Source organism: Mesorhizobium sp. M1D.F.Ca.ET.043.01.1.1, from assembly GCF_003952385.1.
Taxonomy (GTDB): domain Bacteria; phylum Pseudomonadota; class Alphaproteobacteria; order Rhizobiales; family Rhizobiaceae; genus Mesorhizobium.
Window position 1 is genome coordinate 3,458,036 of sequence record NZ_CP034444.1, and the last position, 16,798, is coordinate 3,474,833.

The following is a 16,798-nucleotide window of genomic DNA, read 5'->3' on the forward strand; positions in this document are numbered from 1 at the left end:
CAAGGGGAGAAGGAGAACTCACTATTGCCGCAACAGCTTCTCCAACTCGCGCGAATCCGTCACCGCCGGCAAGCACGCCTGGCCGCTGCAGAACCAGGCGCCCGGCCTGTCCGTCGGCGGCAGCACGCCGCCCGGCAGAAGCGGTCGATTCGCTTCCGTACCGACCGCCACGACGATATCGATCCGGCGCGGATCCGGATTCCGATTCGCAGCCGGAACAAGGCTGGCAGATTCTCGGTCGTCGATGAGGATCAGCTTCAACGGCTCGAGCGCCAGGGCGCCGGCGTTGACGATGCCGGCCTGGCCGTAGGCCTGCTGCGCGGCGCGACCCATGGCATGTTCGGCCGTCGTCCAGGCTTTTTCCCAAAGATCGGGGTCGCCGGTGAGCGAAGATAGCCGCACCAGCGCTTCGACGATCTGGCTGGTGGCCGAAGGGATCGCCTCGTCGACATCGCCGCGGATGCGGATCGGGACGTCGCCGCTGTCGGATGCCGTGAGATAGTAGCCGGACTTTTCGCCGTCCTGATGCCAGCGGTCGAGCTCGGCGATGAAACGCTTGGCGTGGTCGGAATAGGCTGGATCCCCGGTAGCCTCGAACAGCGCGATTGCGGCATTGGTCATGGCGGCATAGTCGCTCGACAGCGCCGGAAACAGCTTCTTGTCGCCAAGCATGGAATGCGCCAGCCGGCCGTCCTTGCCGGCAGCGACGATATGGGCGAAGGCCTTCGCGGCAGCGTCGATCCAGTCAGCTCGTTCGAGCGAACGACCTGCCTCCGCCAGCGCTGCGATCATCAGGCCGTTCCAGTCGGTGAGCGCCTTGCCGTCGCGTCCGGGCCTGACGCGCTTTTCCCGCGTGGCGAGCAGCTTCGCTTTCAGCGGGGCGATTTGATCGCGGTCAGCGACGCCCTGGCGCTGTTGAGCCTCGCCCTGGCGGATGATCGGCTTGCCTTCCCAGCCTGGCGGGGCGGCGAGCTCGAAATATTGGAAGAAAGCGGCCGGATCGCCGTCCAGCGCGGTTTCGACCTCGTCCCGACTCCAGGTGTAAAAGAGCCCCTCCTCGCCTTCGCTGTCGGCGTCGAGGCTGGCGGCGAAGGCGCCGCCTTCGACCCGCATTTCGCGCAGCAGCCAGGCGACGGTTTCTTCGATTCGTACCCGGAACAAGTCGTTGCCGGTGGCGGCATAGGCCCAGTTGCACATACGGACGAGCTGGGCGTTGTCGTAAAGCATCTTCTCGAAATGCGGCACCAGCCATTCGGCGTCGGTCGAATAGCGGCTGAGGCCGCCGCCGACATGATCGTAGATGCCGCCGGCAAGCATCTTTTCCAGGCTGGTGAGCACCGCGTCGCGATGGGTGGTCCGGCCGTCGCGCAGCCAGGACAGCCAGAGGGTCTGCATGAAGGGCGCATTGGGGAATTTCGGCGCGCCGCGCAAGCCGCCGAGGTCGCGGTCGATCATGCCGTCGAGGCGGGCGGCAAGATCGGCAAGCGTGTCGCGGTCGAGCACCGCCTTGCCTTTCGCCCCGGCCAACCGCTGCTCGACATGGACGGTCAGGCCATCGGCGCTTTCGGCGAGGCTTTGCTGCTTTTCGCGCCAGGCCTTGTCGACCGCTTCCAGCACCTGGACGAATCCCGGCCGGCCATAGCGCGCCTCGCGCGGAAAATAGGTGCCGCCCCAGAAGGGCTTGCCGTCGGGCGTCAGGAACATGGTCAGTGGCCAGCCGCCCTGCTCGCCCATGGCATGGAGCGCTGCCATATAGATCTGGTCGATGTCCGGACGCTCCTCGCGATCGACCTTGATATTGACGAAGAGCCGGTTCATGACGGCGGCGACGGCGTCGTTCTCGAAGCTTTCATGCGCCATGACATGGCACCAATGGCAGGCGGCATAGCCGATGGAGAGCAGAATCGGGCGCCCGTGTTCCCTGGCTTCGGCAAGGGCGTCCGGCGACCAGGCTCGCCAGTGCACGGGATTGTCGCTGTGCTGCTGCAGATAGGGGCTCGCCTCTTCGGCAAGCAGGTTTCGCGCGGGCAGGGTCACGATGGGCGGCTCGGTTCGTTGATGGCAACGCAATTCCGCGAAAGCCGCGGCTTCCGTGCGGAACGGCGCGTGAAGAAGATACCTAGGGTGGTTCGGCAGGTCGGGCAAATGGTAACTTCGAAGGATACGATCGCGGCGCTGTCGAGTGGCCGCTTGCCCGCCGGCATCGCCGTGGTCCGCGTCTCCGGCCCCAAGACTCGATTCGTGGTCGAAACGATCGCCGGCGGCACGGTTAAGGATCGGTTTACCACGTTGCGCAAGCTGAAGGCGCCTGACGGTTCGGTCATCGACCACGGGCTCGTCCTGTTCTTTCCGGGGCCCGGCAGCTTCACCGGCGAGGACGTTGCCGAGTTCCATGTCCACGGCAGCCGCGCCGTCGCCGCGAAAATGCTGGAGACGATCACCGGCTTCGAGGGCGTCAGACATGCCGAGCCCGGCGAATTCACCCGCCGCGCATTCCTTAACGGCAAACTCGATCTGGTCGAGACGGAGGCATTGGCCGACCTCGTCAACGCCGAGACCGAGGCCCAGCGCCGCTTCGCCGTGCGCAATGCCGAGGGAGCGCAGAGCGCGCTCTATTCGAGCTGGCGCCGACGGCTGATCCAGGCGCGGGCGATGATCGAAGCCGAGATCGACTTCGCCGACGAAGAGGACGTGCCAGGTTCCGTGTCCGACGCGGTCTGGGCCGACGTGGCAAGAATGATCCATGAGATCGGACACCACATCCGGGGATTCAAAGCCGCCGAGGTCATTCGCGATGGATTCGAAGTGGTTATTCTCGGGGCGCCGAATGCCGGCAAGTCCAGCCTGTTCAATGCGCTGGCCCGACGCGAGGCTGCGATCGTCACGGACGAACCGGGAACGACCCGCGACCTGCTTGAAGTGGTGCTTGATCTCAACGGGATGATGGTCCGGGTGGTCGACACGGCTGGGCTGCGCGATGGCAGCGGCAAGGTTGAAGCGATCGGGATTGAAAGAGCGCGCGCCCGGGCCCGTGAAGCGAACCTTGTCTTGTTGCTGGAAGACATTGCCGACCCGCTGGCGGTGGGCGCAGTTCCCGGCGATATTCCTTCGCTGAGGATAGGCACGAAGGTCGATCTCGGCGCAGCGCCGTCGCATGAGTATGACCTGGTGATTTCCTCGACGACCGGAACCGGCCTTTCGGATTTGCTGGACGAGATCGCACGGCGCGCGGCGTCGGCAATCGGAGACACCGGAGACGTTCTGCCGTCCAGGCTGAGGCATGTCGAATTGCTGGCCGAAGCTCAGGATTTCCTCTCGGCTGCCGTAGTGGGATTGAGCCAGGAGTTGCGGGCGGAGGAATTGCGGCTGGCAAGCGAGCGGCTCGGGCGGATCGTCGGCGCGGTCGATGTCGAGGACATGCTCGACGTCATCTTCTCGCAGTTCTGCATCGGTAAGTGATTCACGTGAAACAGCGATGCGCGATCGGGCGGGCGATTGACTCACGTGAAACATTCGCAAGAGGTATCGGACAGATGTTTCACGTGAAACGAGTCCGGGCTTCGTCCTTGACAGCGAAGGCCGTCGGGGACATGTGTCAACCGATCTCTGAAAGCGGATTCTCGAAATGACCGATCACTATGATGTGGTGGTGGTGGGCGGCGGCCATGCCGGATGCGAGGCGGCCAGCGCTGCCGCGCGCGCCGGCGCCAGGACCGCGCTGGTGACGCTGCGTTTCGACACGATCGGTGTCATGTCCTGCAACCCGGCGATCGGCGGCCTGGGCAAAGGCCATCTGGTGCGCGAGATCGATGCCATGGACGGATTGATGGGGCGCATTGCGGATGCCGCCGGCATCCAGTTCCGTTTGCTCAATCGCCGCAAGGGCCCGGCTGTGCGCGGACCGCGCGCCCAGGCTGACCGCAAGCTCTATCGCCTCGCCATGCAGGCTGCGATCCGCGAGCAGGCCAATCTCGACGTGGTCGAGGGCGAGGTGCTCGATCTGGAGATCGAGCACGGCCGGATCGCGGCCGTGCTGGTCTCCGGCGACCGGCGCCTCGCTTGCGGCGCCGTCGTGCTGACCACCGGCACGTTCCTGCGCGGGCTGATCCATATCGGCGAGAAGAAGATCGTCGCCGGCCGCATGAACGAGCAGGCAAGCCACGGGCTTTCCGCGACGATGGCTCGTGCAGGCTTCAAGCTCGGACGGCTGAAGACCGGGACGCCCCCTCGCCTCGACGGCCGCACGATCGACTGGGCGTCGCTGGAGAGCCAGGCGGCGGACGAGGACCCGGTGCCGTTCTCGCTGATGACCGACCGCATCGCCAACCCGCAGATCCATTGCGGCATCACCCGCACCTCGACGGCGACGCATGAGCTGATTCGCCTCAATCTTGGCCGTTCGGCGATGTATTCCGGCTCGATCGAAGGTGTCGGCCCGCGCTACTGCCCTTCGATCGAGGACAAGATCGTGAAGTTCGGCGATCGCGAAGGCCACCAGATCTTCCTCGAGCCGGAAGGCCTCGACGACGACACCGTCTATCCGAACGGCATTTCGACCTCCCTGCCGGAAGACGTGCAGCTCGACATACTGAAGACGATCCCCGGCTTGGAAAAGGCGACGATGCTGCAGCCCGGCTACGCGATCGAATACGACCATGTCGATCCGCGCGAGCTCAAGACAACGCTGGAGACGAAGCGCGTCGAGGGCCTGTTCCTGGCCGGGCAGATCAACGGCACCACCGGCTATGAAGAGGCCGGGGCGCAAGGCCTGCTCGCCGGCATCAATGCAGCGCGCAAGGCGTCGGGCGGCGAGCCGGTCGTGCTCAGCCGCACCGAAGCCTATATCGGCGTAATGGTCGACGACCTGACCAGCCGCGGCATCGCCGAGCCCTATCGCATGTTCACCTCGCGGGCCGAGTTCCGGCTTTCGCTGCGCGCCGACAATGCCGATGAGCGGCTGACGCCGCTGGCCGGCCGGCTCGGGATTGCCTCGTCGGAGCGCATGCAGCGATTCGACGGCATGGCGAGCAAGCTCGACCATGCGCGTGCGCTGGCAAAGTCGATTACATTCACGCCGAACGAAGCGGCGCGGCATGGGCTGGAGATCAACAAGGACGGGGTGCGTCGCTCGGCCTACGAGCTGCTCGCGCATCCGGGCGTCGACATGGCCTGGGTGAGCCGTGTCGAGCCGCGTTTCGCCGCTCTTGACGCGAAGACGGCCGAGCGGCTGGAGACGGAAGCGAAATATGCCGTCTATCTCGAACGGCAGCAGGCCGACGTCGCGCAGATCAGGCATGAAGAGTCGCGGCTCATTCCGGAGAGCATCGACTTCTCCGAGGTGCCGGGCCTTTCCAACGAGCTGAAGCAGAAGATGAAGATGCGGCAGCCGCGCTCGATCGCCGACGCGCAGCGCATGGAAGGCATGACACCGGCGGCGCTGGCGATCATCGTCGCCCATGTCCGCAATGCCGAGCTCGCTGCGCGAAGGTCGGTGGCGTGAGCGCCGATGCCTGGGCGGAGCTGCAGAAAGCGGCAGGTCCGGTTTCACGTGAAACATTCGAACGCCTGCAAGCCTTCGAGCAGCTCTTCCTGAAATGGAACCGCAGCATCAATCTGGCGGCGCCGTCGACACTGGACGATGTCTGGCGCCGCCACATCCTGGACAGCGCGCAGCTTGCCCGAATCGCACCCGCGGCAATGCGCTGGGTCGATCTCGGCTCGGGCGGCGGCTTTCCCGGACTGGTGCTCGGTTTCCTGCTTGCCGAGCGTCCGGGCGCCGCGATCGATCTGGTCGAGAGCAACCGCAAGAAAGCATCGTTCCTGCAATCCGTCATCGGCCAGTTCGACCTGCCGGCGCGCGTCCTGGCCAAGCGAATCGATGACAGCTATCCCCTTGTTTCCGCACCGGAAATCGTGACGGCGCGGGCATTGGCGGCACTTCCGGACCTGCTTGATCTGTCGGCGCCATGGTTGACCAACGGGGCGCGCGGGCTTTTCCACAAAGGCCGGGATTACCGGGCCGAAGTGGAAGAAAGCGCTCACCGCTGGGCCTTCGATCTGGTAGAACATCCAAGCATGACCGACCCTCACGGCGTCATCCTGGAAATCACCGATTTGCGCCCGGCGACCCCGCAATGAATTACTGGCATAAACCCATGAAAACTGGACCGCGTATCATCACCGTCGCCAACCAGAAGGGCGGCGTCGGCAAGACCACCACGGCCATCAACCTGGCCACGGCGCTGGCGGCGATCGGCGAGCGGGTGCTGATCGTCGATCTCGATCCGCAGGGCAATGCCAGCACCGGGCTGGGCATCGACCGCAAGGACCGCACCGTATCGTCCTACGATGTGCTAACCGGCGAGCTCGAGCTGGAAGCGGCCGCGGTACCGACGGCGGTGCCGGGCTTGTCCATCGTTCCTTCGACGCTCGACCTGCTCGGCATCGAAATGGAGATCGCCTCGGCGCCGGACCGGGTGCTGAGGCTGCGCAACGCGCTGCGTGCGGCGGCCGAGCGTTCGGCGCCGTTCGGCTACGTGCTGATCGACTGCCCGCCCTCGCTCAATCTTTTGACCTTGAATTCAATGGCGGCAGCCGATTCCGTTCTGGTGCCGCTGCAATGCGAGTTCTTCGCGCTCGAAGGTCTAAGCCAGCTCCTCGAAACGGTCGAGCAGGTGCGCGGAACGATCAATCCGGATCTCACCATCCAGGGCATCGTGCTCACCATGTATGACGGGCGCAACAACCTCGCCAACCAGGTGGTGCAGGACGTGCGCACCCATATGGGCGACAAGGTCTATGAGACGATCATCCCGCGCAACGTGCGCGTCTCCGAAGCGCCGTCCTACGGCAAGCCGGCGATCCTCTACGATCTCAAATGCTCTGGCAGCCAGGCTTACCTGCAGCTCGCCTCGGAAGTGATCCGCCGCGAGCGCAAGCTGCGCGCGGCCTGAGCCGCAGGACAGGCCAAATTCCATTAACGAATAGCCGATTCGATTCCGTAACGATCTGGACAGGGTAATGAGCGAAGACCAATCGAGAAAAAGACTGGGCCGCGGCCTCGCGGCGCTGATCGGCGAGATCGACCGTCCGGCGGCGCCGGAAAAGCCGAGCGCGGTGGCCGCGGACGGCAAGGTGCCGATCGAGTTCGTCAGCCCGAATCCAAAGAACCCGCGCCGGCATTTCGGCGACGCCGAGCTTACCGATCTCGCGCAGTCGATCCGCGAGCATGGCGTGGTGCAGCCGGTGGTGGCGCGGCCCTCGCCCTCATCTCCCGGCCGCTACGAGATCATCGCCGGCGAGCGGCGCTGGCGGGCGGCGCAGCGCGCCGGCCTGACCGAGATTCCGCTCATCGTGCGCGACGTCAACGACCGCACGGCGCTGGAACTGGCGATCATCGAGAACGTGCAGCGCGCCGACCTCAACCCGGTCGAGGAAGCGCAAGGCTACCAGCAACTGATCGACGAGCACGGCTACACCCAGGCCGATCTCGGCCAGGTGATCGGCAAGAGCCGCAGCCATGTCGCCAACACGCTGCGTCTTTTGAAGCTCCCCAATGTCATCCGCGACATGCTGGTCGATGGCGATTTGTCGGCCGGCCATGCCCGCACGCTGGTCACAGCCGAGGATCCGGCCGGCCTTGCCAAGCGCATCGTCAAGGAGGGGCTTTCGGTGCGCCAGGCCGAGGCGCTGGCGCAGATGCCCGCAGGGCCGACGCCCGCCAAGGTGAAGTCCGCGGCGAGCGCGCCGGAGAAGGACCCCGACACGCTGGCGCTGGAGAAGCTGATGACCGACACGATCGGCATGATCGTGTCGGTCGAGCACAAGGGCAAAGGCGGCACGCTGCGGGTCAGCTATCGCACGCTGGACCAGCTCGACGAGCTGTGCCGGCGCCTGAAGGACGAGCGGTAAGTTGCTGACGCGCAACGAATTAGCCGGCTAATGAAAGTTCCGGTTTAAGACTGGATATGCCTGATATATCGGTGATAGACGCGGGGAGGGCGGGCGATGTGCCGGCCCTTTTTCCATGGCGATTGGCAATCGGCGAGGAGCTGCAAATCTCCCCTCTGAGAAGGGTACGCTGTCTCGCCAACGCATCCTTCGTCATTCCAGGGCGGAGCAAGGAGCGAAGCGACGCGCGCAGACCCTAGAATCCATGCCGTGACGCCTGAGAGCCAGAATGCTCACCAGCCAAATCCGCGAAACAGCTCGAACCATTCAGGATTGGTCTTCTCGATCAATTCAACCTTCCATTGGCGCGGCCAGCGCTTCAATGACGTCTCACGCCGGATGGCGTCGGTGATGTCGAAATACTCCTCGTACCAGACCAAACGCTGCACGCCGTAACGGCTGGTGAAGCTGGAGCCTGGGCCGGTCTTGTGCTCGGGCATCCGGCGAGCAAGGTCGTTGGTGACACCGATATAGATCGTGCCGCCTTTCTGGCTTGCGTCATGTAGACGTAGCCTGTCATGTGGCCGATCTTAGCTGGCACTATCGTCAACGGCTAATCTGGACGGCAGCATTCTACGGCCAATGTCACGGCATGGATTCTAGGGTCTGCGCGCGTCGCTTCGCTCCTTGCTTCGCCCTAGAATGACGAAGGATATGTTGCGGGACAGCGCCCCCCTCTGGCTTGCCAGCCATCTCCCCCGCAAGGGGGAGATCAGCCGGCATCTCGGCTTTCGCCAATCGCCGGGGTTGCTCTCTACTTCTGCCCCAATCTCGCGCTCTCAATCGCAATGCCGAGCAGCGCTTGTCTTGTCAGCTCTCCAACAGGTCCGCCCGTCTGGCCATCGCAGCCGCCGGTGCCGGGTGCTTGGCTTGAGAGTGCCGGGCATCGGCGTAACCTGCATTAGATACAACTAAATTCTATGCCCTGGCGTGCCGATCGGTCGCGGCGTGGGCTATTTGCCGCGATCGACGTGAAGCGGCGCCACCCGAAGCGATCCTGCCGATGCGCCTGACACAAATGGGAGGTGTAGATGGCGGTCAGCTGGCAATTGTCTGGAAGTTACTTCGAAAATTGTAGCTGCGATGTCGTATGTCCTTGCCTGCTGTCCACCAATGCGCAGCTGACATCGAAGCCGACGAAAGGCGTTTGCGACGTCGGCCTGGTCTTTCACATCGACAAGGGCAATTTCGGCGACGTTCGATTGGATGGCCTCAGCGTCGCGATGGTTGCCCACACGCCGGGTCCGATGGCGGACGGCAATTGGACGGCTGCCGCCTATATCGACGAACGCGCCGATGACAGGCAAACGGAGGCGCTGGGCGCGATCTTCACCGGCGCCGCGGGCGGTCCGATGGCCTTGCTGGCACCCATGATCGGCACCAATCTCGGAGCCAAGAAGGTTCCGATAAGCTACCGGATAGACGGCAAGAAGCGGTCGGCGGAGATTGCGGGCGTCCTGAAGATGGCGGTCGAACCGCTGCCGACAATGCGCGAGGACGGGCAGATGTGGGCGGCCACCGGCCATCCGATCAATCCCGACTGGCTGGCTCTGGCGATGGGGGCGGAGGTCAGCACGTTCAGCGACCATGGCATGAGTTGGGACAATTCGCGCCGGAACGGACATTACGCGCCGATCAATTGGTCCGGCCAGCAATAGCGCCTGGCCGCATGCTCGGACCTCACTCGCCCATGGCGTTGACGCTGCAGCGAAACATCGTTCTCGCGCTGCTGATCGCTATCGCGGCGGCGGCGTGGACCTTGCTCATCTGGCGGCAGATCGGCAACGACGCGGACATGCGCATGGGCATGTACTCACCCACCATGGGCATGACGGCGCCGCTGTTTCTCGCCGCCTGGATGATCATGATGGTCGCGATGATGTTTCCAACGGCCGCGCCGATGATCCTGACGTTTCACCAGGTCCAGGCCGGCAAGCAGGGCCGCGGCGAAACCTTTGTCTCGACCTGGGTGTTCGTGGCGGGCTACCTGCTGGTTTGGGGGCTGACGGGCCTTCTCGCCTTTGCCGGCGCGGCGGGCGCTGAGATGCTCGCCGAGCATGTGGATTGTCCGCGGCGGCGGCGGCGCGCATCGGCGGCGTGCTGTTGATGATGGCGGGCGCCTATCAGCTCTCCCCGCTGAAAGATCTGTGCCTCGCCAAATGCCGGACGCCGATCGGCTTCATCCTGACCTCATGGCGTGATGGTCAGTGGGGCGCGGTGCGCATGGGCCTGGAACATGGCCTCTTTTGCCTGGGCTGCTGCTGGCTGTTGTTCCTTGCTCTCTTTCCTCTCGGGATCATGAACCTCGCCGCCATGGCCGTGGTCACCTTGCTGGTTTTCGCGGAAAAGACCCTCGCGTCAGGAGAGCGGATAGCGAAGCTGTCGGGTGTCGCTCTGCTTCTCTACGGCGCGGCGGCACTGGTCTTTCCACAAGCGCTGCCAACCTTCCAGCCGGCGGACGCCATGATGATGAACTGACCGACGGCGAGCGGGCGGGAAGGTTCAGTCCGAGACAGCGCTCTGGTGGCTTACGATCATGTTTTTAAACTGATATATTGGTGATAGACGAGAGGGAAGCCTGTCGCTCAAGCGATGCTCCAAAACAGAATGCCGGATCATGGCGGGCCTTGTCGATCCAGAAGTACGGCGGGACAGCGCCCCCCCTCTGTCCTGCCGGACATCTCCCCCACAAGGGGGGAGATCGGCCGCTCGCCTACCTTTGTCCCAGCCTGGCGCTCTCGACCGCGATCCCCAGCAGCGCCTGCCTTGCCAGCGCCTCGGACAAATCCGGCCGTTTGCGGGTCTGCAGCACCGCCGTCTGCAGGCGGTTGAGCGCCCGCCCAAGCGCCTCGACATTCCAGCGCTCGAGCGTCTTCTCCACCAGCTTGCGGCGCGAGAAAAACACCGGCGGGCGGGCGCCGGCCATGACCGAGGCGGCGTTGCGGCCGCCGGCCTCCATCTGGCCGCGCATCAGCTGGATCGCCTGCAATTGCCGCATCGCCGACGACAGCACCAGGAAAGGGTGGCCGCCAGACTGGCAGTGGCGGGTGAAGGCGATGTCGAAGTCGCCGACCTTGCCGTCCAGCATGGCGTCGACCGCGGCGTCGAAGGAAGCGCCGGAGACATCGCCCGACAGCGCGCCGACGTCGTCGATGCCGATCTCCTTGCGGCCGTGCGCGTAGAGAACCAGCTTCTCGATCTCGCCGCGCGAGGCGAGGCGGTCGCCGCCGAGATTGCGGCGCAGCGCCTGGCGGGCGTCGAGCGTCATCGACATGCCGGCCTTGCGCAATTCGTCGTCGATCACCGAATCCAGGTCGCGGGCCTCGTCGGCGTAGCAGGGCAAGGCGATGGCGTTGCCGGCGGCCTCGACGATGGCCCGAAGCCCAGTGCCCTTCTTCAGGTCGCCCGCTTCAATCAGAATGATCGCGTCCCGCGCCGGTTCGGCCGTCAGCGCCTTGATGTCGTCGGCCAGCGCCTTCTGGCCGCTGGCGTTGCGCACCCAGAGCAGACGCCGGTCGGAGAACATCGGCACGGTGCGGGCCTCGTCGAGCAGGCGGCCCTCGTCGCGGTCGACCTCCGCGCCGTCGAGCTTGACCACCGAGAACGGGTCGTCGAGCGGCAGGCCGGTCTTCGCGGCGAAGGCTTTTGCCCGCTCGGCGACAAGGCCGCGGTCGGGGCCGTAAAGCAGGACGATTGCCATGGCCGGATCCGGCTTCGCGAGCCACGAATCGACCTCGTATCCTTTCTTCTGTGCCATACGGGGTGAGTTAGCATGGCTCGAGCGCCGGGTGAACAAATGTCGGCGGCCGCCGCTATTTCCTGTTCTCCAGAGATTTCAGGACGCCATCAGGCTCAAGTAAGGCATCGGCCGCGCCGAGGCGTTCGTAATCTGTCAACGCCGCGTCAAGGGACTCGTCCTTCTTGACCGGCCACAAGGCCACGAAGGTCAAATAGTTGGCAAAGGCGTTCTGCTCTCTTGCGAAAATGGCCGCCAAGCGAGGGTTGCCCTCGAAGAAGCGATCGAGTTCCTGTCTGACGGCAGCGTCGTTCTTTGCCAATGACTCTAAGGCCCATACCGCCGATGCGAGCGTCAGTGAGCGCATCATATCCATTGATGGCTGGTTCTTGGGACACCCATATTTCCGACAAGCGGCGATGATCAGGAGATTGGGGCGGTCCGGGGCTCCCGCGCCCCCGAATTTTCCCATGACAAGGCCGATGCGGATCGCGTCCGCCGCCATACCGTCACGGCTGGTGCGAAGATTCTCCAGAATATGATCAATGTGAGACATGTCGCCTGTGGCCATATAGGCGCCGAGCAGCAAGTCATTGTCCGACGGCACTGAGGCAGGCAATACGTCCTTCAGGACGATGATGTCCGTGGCGGCTCGATCCTCTAATCTTCGGCTTGATGCGAAACGCCGTGCATCGTCCGTCAGTCCAGCCTTGCGAAGGGCGGCCAAATAAATGCCGGCTGCGCGGTCGGAGGGCACGCCATCCAGCAGCGTTCGCCGCAGTTCCGGCGAGCCGTCAAACAGCGCAGCGAAAAATCCGATGATTGTGCCATTCTCAGTACCGGTCGGGAGCTTGTCCAAGGTGCTGATCAGACGGTCGAGGCACGCGGCATCCTTCGTACGATAGAAACTGCTGATGCAGTCGTCCGACTGGGAGTCTGATTTGGCGAAAGCAACCCCACCGGAGCCGACCAGAACCCCCACAATCGCCAAGGCGATGAAGAACCTCAATCGTGCTCGCATTGCCACATCTCTCTAACCGACCTTGCCAAGATAAGATTTTGACCCTTTGGGGCCAACCTGAATCAATGGAAGCTCTCGGTTTGCCGCCTATTGCGGCAAGCCGAGGAGAAACTAGCGTCAAATTGCGTGACGCCGGAAAACATCGACAAGAAATTTCGCCGTCATGTCTGCATCTTGGCGCCAGCGCGCCGTATCGGCCTTGATCAGCCGAGAAGCCGGGGGACGGCCGGCATCTCGCCCGATGAAATGGCGGCGCGGATGTGCAAATATCGCACCGGCAACATTGGAGGACGTGAGCTCATGGCCGATGCTGGAATGTTGCGCTTTCATGTGCCCGAGCCCGAGGTCCGGCCCGGCGGCACGCCCGATTTCTCGAATGTGACCATTCCCAAGGCTGGCTCGGTGCCGCGCCCGGAGATCGACGTCGATCCGCGCACCATCCGCGACATGGCCTTCTCCATCATCCGGGTGCTCAACCGCGCCGGCGAGGCCGTCGGTCCATGGGCCGGGCTGCTCACCGACGAGGAGCTGCTCGAGGGCCTGCGCAACATGATGCGGCTCAGGACCTTCGATGCGCGCATGCAGATGGCGCAGCGCCAGGGCAAGACCTCCTTCTACATGCAGCATCTCGGCGAAGAGGCGGTGAGCTCGGCCTTCCGCAAGGCGCTCAAGCCGGGCGACATGAATTTCCCGACCTATCGGCAAGCCGGCCTGCTGATCGCCGACGGCTATCCGATGGTCACGATGATGAACCAGATCTATTCCAACGAGGCCGATCCGCTGAAGGGCCGGCAGCTGCCGATCATGTATTCGTCGAAGGAGCACGGCTTCTTCTCGATCTCCGGCAATCTGGCGACGCAATACATCCAGGCGGTCGGCTGGGCGATGGCCTCGGCGATCTCGAAGGATTCGCGCATCGCCGCGGCCTGGATCGGCGACGGCTCGACGGCGGAATCGGATTTCCACTCGGCGCTGGTCTTCGCCTCGACCTACAAGGCGCCGGTCATCCTCAACGTCGTCAACAACCAGTGGGCGATCTCGACCTTTCAAGGGATCGCGCGCGGCGGCTCCGGCACTTTCGCCGCGCGGGGCCTGGGCTTCGGCATTCCGGCGCTGCGTGTCGACGGCAACGACTATCTCGCCGTCTATGCGGTGGCCAAGTGGGCGGCCGAGCGGGCGCGGAACAACCTCGGGCCGACGCTGGTCGAATATGTCACCTACCGCGCTGGCGCGCATTCGAGCTCGGACGATCCGTCCGCCTATCGGCCGAAGGCGGAGTCAGATGCCTGGCCGCTCGGCGACCCGATCATCCGGCTGAAGAACCATCTCATCCGCCAAGGCGCCTGGTCGGAGGAGCGCCACACCCAGGCAGAGGCGGAGATCCTGGAGACGGTGATCGCGGCGCAGAAGGAGGCCGAGAGTCACGGCACGCTGCATGCCGGCGGCAAGCCCTCGACCCGCGACATGTTCGAAGGCGTCTACGCCGAGATGCCGCCGCATCTCAGGCGCCAGCGCCAGCAGGCGGGGGTCTGACCATGCCAAGACGGACGATGATCGAGGCGATCCGCGACGCCATGGACGTGTCCATGGGAAGCGACGAGCGCGTCGTTGTGTTCGGCGAGGATGTCGGTTTCTTCGGCGGCGTCTTCCGCTGCACACAAGGGTTGCAGGCCAAATACGGCAAGAACCGCTGCTTCGACGCGCCGATCAGCGAATCCGGCATTGTCGGCGCCGCCATCGGCATGGCCGCCTATGGGCTGAAGCCGTGCGTCGAGGTGCAGTTCGCCGACTATGTCTACCCGGCCTACGACCAGATCGTCTCGGAAGCGGCGCGGCTGCGCTACCGCTCGAACGGCGATTTCACCTGCCCGATCGTGGTGCGCATGCCGACCGGCGGCGGCATTTTCGGCGGCCAGACGCACAGCCAGAGCCCGGAAGCTCTATTCACGCATGTGTCGGGCCTGAAGACGGTGGTGCCGTCCAATCCGCACGACGCCAAGGGGCTTCTGATCGCGGCGATCGAGGATCCGGACCCGGTGATCTTCCTCGAGCCGAAGCGGCTCTACAACGGTCCCTTCGACGGCCATCACGACCGGCCGGTGACGCCATGGTCGAAGCATGAGCTCGGCGAGGTCGCCGACGGCCATTACACCATCCCGCTCGGCAAGGCGGCGATCCGAAGGCCGGGCTCGGCCGTCACCGTGCTTGCTTACGGCACCATGGTCTATGTCGCGCAGGCTGCGGCCGACGAGACCGGCATCGATGCCGAGATCATCGATCTCAGGACGCTGTTGCCGCTGGATCTCGACACCATCGTCGCGTCGGTGAAGAAGACCGGGCGCTGCGTCGTCGTGCACGAGGCGACGCTCACCTCCGGCTTCGGCGCCGAGCTGGTCGCGCTGGTGCAGGAAAACTGCTTCTACCATCTGGAAGCCCCGGTAGCGCGGGTCGCCGGCTGGGACACGCCCTACCCGCATGCGCAGGAGTGGGAGTATTTCCCCGGCCCGGCGCGGGTCGGGCGCGCCCTCGTCGAGACGATTGAAGCTTGAAGAAGGGGGAAGCCTGAGGATGGGTGAATATGTGATCAAGCTTCCCGATGTCGGCGAAGGCGTCGCCGAGGCCGAGCTTGTCGAGTGGCATGTCAAGATCGGCGACCTGGTGCGCGAGGACGCTGTGCTGGCGGCGGTCATGACCGACAAGGCGACGGTCGAGATCCCGTCGCCGGTCGACGGCGAGATCCTTTGGCTCGGCGCCGAGATCGGCGACACGGTGGCGATCGGCTCGCCGATCGTGCGGCTGAAGGTAGCCGGCGAAGGAAACGTCAAGGGCGGCGCCGCCGAGCTTGCGTCCAAGGCCGAGGCGGCGGCCAAGGCGGTCGAGGTGAAGCCCGAACCGGCCCCGAGCGCCCCGAAAGCAGCGCCGAAGGCAGCGGAGCCGCCGGCGAAAGCATCGCCGTCGGTCGCTGCCCCGAAGAGCGCGCGCCCATCGTCCGTCGCCGGCGCGCCGCGCCCAGAGGGCGAGAAACCACTGGCTTCACCCGCCGTTCGCCTGCGCGCCAAGGAAGCCGGCATCGACCTTCGCCAGGTTGCGGGCAGCGGCCCGGCCGGGCGCATCAGCCATGAGGACATCGAGGCCTTCCTGGCGCGTGGACCGCAGCTTGCCCGCGCCACCGGCCTTGCGCCGAAGGACGGCGTCGAGGACATCAAGGTTGTCGGCCTGCGGCGCAAGATCGCCGAGAAAATGTCGCTCGCCAAATCGCGCATCCCGCACATCACCTATGTCGAGGAGATCGACGTCACGGCGCTGGAGGAGCTGCGCGCGACCCTCAACAAGGAGAAGCGGACCGATCGCCCCAAGCTGACGCTGCTGCCCTTCCTGATGCGGGCGATGGTCAAGGCGATCGCCGACCAGCCGAACCTCAACGCGCTGTTCGACGACGAGGCCGGCGTCATCCACCAGCATGAAGGCATCCATATCGGCATCGCCGCGCAGACGCCCACCGGACTTGTGGTGCCGGTGGTCAAGCATGCCGAGGCGCGCGACATCTGGGATTGCGCCGCCGAGGTCAACCGGCTTGCCGAGGCGGCCAAGTCCGGCACGGCGAGCCGCGAGGAGCTTTCCGGCTCGACCATCACCATCACCTCGCTCGGCGCGATGGGCGGGGTCGCGACGACGCCGGTCATCAACCATCCGGAGGTGGCGATCGTCGGCGTCAACAAGATGATGGTGCGGCCGGTATGGGACGGCACCCAGTTCATCCCGCGCAAGATGATGAACCTGTCGTCCAGTTTCGACCATCGCGTCATCGACGGCTGGGATGCCGCGGTGTTCGTGCAGCGGATCAAGGCGCTGCTGGAGACGCCGGCGCTGATCTTCGTGGATTGAGGGGGAACATCCGAGATGATGGCGGGACAGCGCCCCCCTCTGCCTTGCCAGGCATCTCCCCCACAAGGGGGGAGATTGGACGTCACGCCGGATTTCGCCAATCTCCACCGTTGCAGGAATGAACGAAACGACGAAGCTGCTGATCTCCCCCTCGTGGCGGAGATGTCCGGCAGGACAGAGGGGGGCGCGAAAGATCGCGACGGAAC

Annotated in this window: 15 protein-coding genes and 1 pseudogene; 11 read left to right on the top strand and 5 right to left on the bottom strand. The window is 64.6% G+C overall.

The window, feature by feature from the left end; all coding sequences use genetic code 11:
• Positions 1–21 precede the first annotated feature (21 nt).
• Positions 22–2,037: a thioredoxin domain-containing protein gene (locus tag EJ067_RS16860; RefSeq protein WP_126086752.1), complete on the bottom strand. Its 2,016-nt coding sequence runs from the start codon at positions 2,035–2,037 to the stop codon at positions 22–24.
• A gap of 108 nt (positions 2,038–2,145) precedes the next feature.
• Here EJ067_RS16860 and mnmE point away from each other — a divergent pair, with 108 nt between their 5' ends.
• From mnmE to EJ067_RS16885, 5 genes are all read left to right on the top strand, one after another.
• The gene (gene mnmE, locus EJ067_RS16865) at positions 2,146–3,459 is read left to right on the top strand and encodes a tRNA uridine-5-carboxymethylaminomethyl(34) synthesis GTPase MnmE (protein ID WP_126086753.1); all 1,314 of its coding nucleotides are present in this window, start codon (positions 2,146–2,148) and stop codon (positions 3,457–3,459) included.
• A gap of 166 nt (positions 3,460–3,625) precedes the next feature.
• The gene (gene mnmG / locus EJ067_RS16870) at positions 3,626–5,500 is read left to right on the top strand and encodes a tRNA uridine-5-carboxymethylaminomethyl(34) synthesis enzyme MnmG (protein ID WP_126086754.1); all 1,875 of its coding nucleotides are present in this window, start codon (positions 3,626–3,628) and stop codon (positions 5,498–5,500) included.
• Positions 5,497–6,138 (top strand): 16S rRNA (guanine(527)-N(7))-methyltransferase RsmG, encoded by a 642-nt coding sequence (gene rsmG / locus EJ067_RS16875; protein WP_126086755.1) that lies wholly within the window; start codon positions 5,497–5,499, stop codon positions 6,136–6,138. Before mnmG ends, rsmG begins: the two co-directional genes overlap by 4 nt.
• A gap of 17 nt (positions 6,139–6,155) precedes the next feature.
• Positions 6,156–6,953, top strand: a complete 798-nt coding sequence (locus tag EJ067_RS16880; protein WP_126086756.1) for a ParA family protein — start codon at positions 6,156–6,158, stop codon at positions 6,951–6,953.
• 67 nt (positions 6,954–7,020) lie between these two features.
• On the top strand, positions 7,021–7,911 hold the full coding sequence (locus tag EJ067_RS16885) for a ParB/RepB/Spo0J family partition protein (RefSeq protein WP_126086757.1): 891 nt from the start codon (positions 7,021–7,023) through the stop codon (positions 7,909–7,911).
• A 272-nt stretch (positions 7,912–8,183) separates the two neighbouring features.
• Here EJ067_RS16885 and EJ067_RS16890 read toward each other — a convergent pair.
• Positions 8,184–8,470 (bottom strand): annotated as a pseudogene (locus tag EJ067_RS16890) (GIY-YIG nuclease family protein).
• Between the two features lie 511 nt (positions 8,471–8,981).
• On the opposite strand from EJ067_RS16890, the gene EJ067_RS16895 reads away from it, so the two are divergent.
• The 3 genes from EJ067_RS16895 to EJ067_RS16900 are packed head-to-tail and all read left to right on the top strand — an operon-like array spanning position 8,982 to position 10,428.
• Entirely contained in the window at positions 8,982–9,608 is a 627-nt protein-coding gene (locus EJ067_RS16895; protein WP_126086758.1) for a DUF1326 domain-containing protein, read from the top strand.
• A 32-nt stretch (positions 9,609–9,640) separates the two neighbouring features.
• Entirely contained in the window at positions 9,641–10,057 is a 417-nt protein-coding gene (locus EJ067_RS35680; RefSeq protein WP_281058984.1) for a DUF2182 domain-containing protein, read from the top strand.
• Complete coding sequence (locus EJ067_RS16900; protein WP_281058985.1) at positions 10,015–10,428, top strand: DUF2182 domain-containing protein; 414 nt, start codon at positions 10,015–10,017, stop codon at positions 10,426–10,428. Before EJ067_RS35680 ends, EJ067_RS16900 begins: the two co-directional genes overlap by 43 nt.
• A 235-nt stretch (positions 10,429–10,663) precedes the next feature.
• On the opposite strand, the gene holA is transcribed toward EJ067_RS16900, so the two are convergent.
• From holA to EJ067_RS34605, 3 genes are all read right to left on the bottom strand, one after another.
• On the bottom strand, positions 10,664–11,707 hold the full coding sequence (holA, locus tag EJ067_RS16905) for a DNA polymerase III subunit delta (RefSeq protein WP_126086759.1): 1,044 nt from the start codon (positions 11,705–11,707) through the stop codon (positions 10,664–10,666).
• A 55-nt stretch (positions 11,708–11,762) separates the two neighbouring features.
• Positions 11,763–12,695 (bottom strand): hypothetical protein, encoded by a 933-nt coding sequence (locus tag EJ067_RS16910; RefSeq protein WP_126086760.1) that lies wholly within the window; start codon positions 12,693–12,695, stop codon positions 11,763–11,765.
• A gap of 129 nt (positions 12,696–12,824) precedes the next feature.
• Entirely contained in the window at positions 12,825–13,037 is a 213-nt protein-coding gene (locus EJ067_RS34605) for a hypothetical protein (RefSeq protein ID WP_189510885.1), read from the bottom strand.
• On the opposite strand from EJ067_RS34605, the gene EJ067_RS16915 reads away from it, so the two are divergent.
• Genes EJ067_RS16915 through EJ067_RS16925 form a run of 3 tightly spaced genes read left to right on the top strand, consistent with a single transcriptional unit; the run spans position 13,008 to position 16,592 of the window.
• Positions 13,008–14,240, top strand: a complete 1,233-nt coding sequence (locus EJ067_RS16915) for a 3-methyl-2-oxobutanoate dehydrogenase (2-methylpropanoyl-transferring) subunit alpha (protein WP_126086761.1) — start codon at positions 13,008–13,010, stop codon at positions 14,238–14,240. The genes EJ067_RS34605 and EJ067_RS16915 overlap by 30 nt on opposite strands.
• 2 nt (positions 14,241–14,242) lie before the next feature.
• Positions 14,243–15,256, top strand: a complete 1,014-nt coding sequence (locus EJ067_RS16920) for an alpha-ketoacid dehydrogenase subunit beta (protein WP_126086762.1) — start codon at positions 14,243–14,245, stop codon at positions 15,254–15,256.
• Positions 15,257–15,275: 19 nt separating this feature from the next.
• Positions 15,276–16,592 carry a dihydrolipoamide acetyltransferase family protein gene (locus EJ067_RS16925; protein ID WP_126086763.1) on the top strand — a complete coding sequence of 439 codons (1,317 nt, stop codon included), beginning with the start codon at positions 15,276–15,278 and terminating at the stop codon, positions 16,590–16,592.
• Positions 16,593–16,798: the final 206 nt, after the last annotated feature.

What these genes read in the sequence shown, in the direction of transcription:
- mnmE (WP_126086753.1), top strand. Translation starts at nt 2,146, where the DNA reads ATGGTAACTTCGAAGGATACGATCGCGGCGCTGTCGAGTGGCCGCTTG.
- mnmG (WP_126086754.1), top strand. Translation starts at nt 3,626, where the DNA reads ATGACCGATCACTATGATGTGGTGGTGGTGGGCGGCGGCCATGCCGGA.
- EJ067_RS16880 (WP_126086756.1), top strand. Translation starts at nt 6,156, where the DNA reads ATGAAAACTGGACCGCGTATCATCACCGTCGCCAACCAGAAGGGCGGC.
- EJ067_RS16885 (WP_126086757.1), top strand. Translation starts at nt 7,021, where the DNA reads ATGAGCGAAGACCAATCGAGAAAAAGACTGGGCCGCGGCCTCGCGGCG.
- EJ067_RS16895 (WP_126086758.1), top strand. Translation starts at nt 8,982, where the DNA reads ATGGCGGTCAGCTGGCAATTGTCTGGAAGTTACTTCGAAAATTGTAGC.
- EJ067_RS35680 (WP_281058984.1), top strand. Translation starts at nt 9,641, where the DNA reads ATGGCGTTGACGCTGCAGCGAAACATCGTTCTCGCGCTGCTGATCGCT.
- holA (WP_126086759.1), bottom strand. Translation starts at nt 11,707, where the DNA reads ATGGCACAGAAGAAAGGATACGAGGTCGATTCGTGGCTCGCGAAGCCG.
- EJ067_RS16915 (WP_126086761.1), top strand. Translation starts at nt 13,008, where the DNA reads ATGGCCGATGCTGGAATGTTGCGCTTTCATGTGCCCGAGCCCGAGGTC.
- EJ067_RS34605 (WP_189510885.1), bottom strand. Translation starts at nt 13,037, where the DNA reads ATGAAAGCGCAACATTCCAGCATCGGCCATGAGCTCACGTCCTCCAAT.
- EJ067_RS16920 (WP_126086762.1), top strand. Translation starts at nt 14,243, where the DNA reads ATGCCAAGACGGACGATGATCGAGGCGATCCGCGACGCCATGGACGTG.
- EJ067_RS16925 (WP_126086763.1), top strand. Translation starts at nt 15,276, where the DNA reads ATGGGTGAATATGTGATCAAGCTTCCCGATGTCGGCGAAGGCGTCGCC.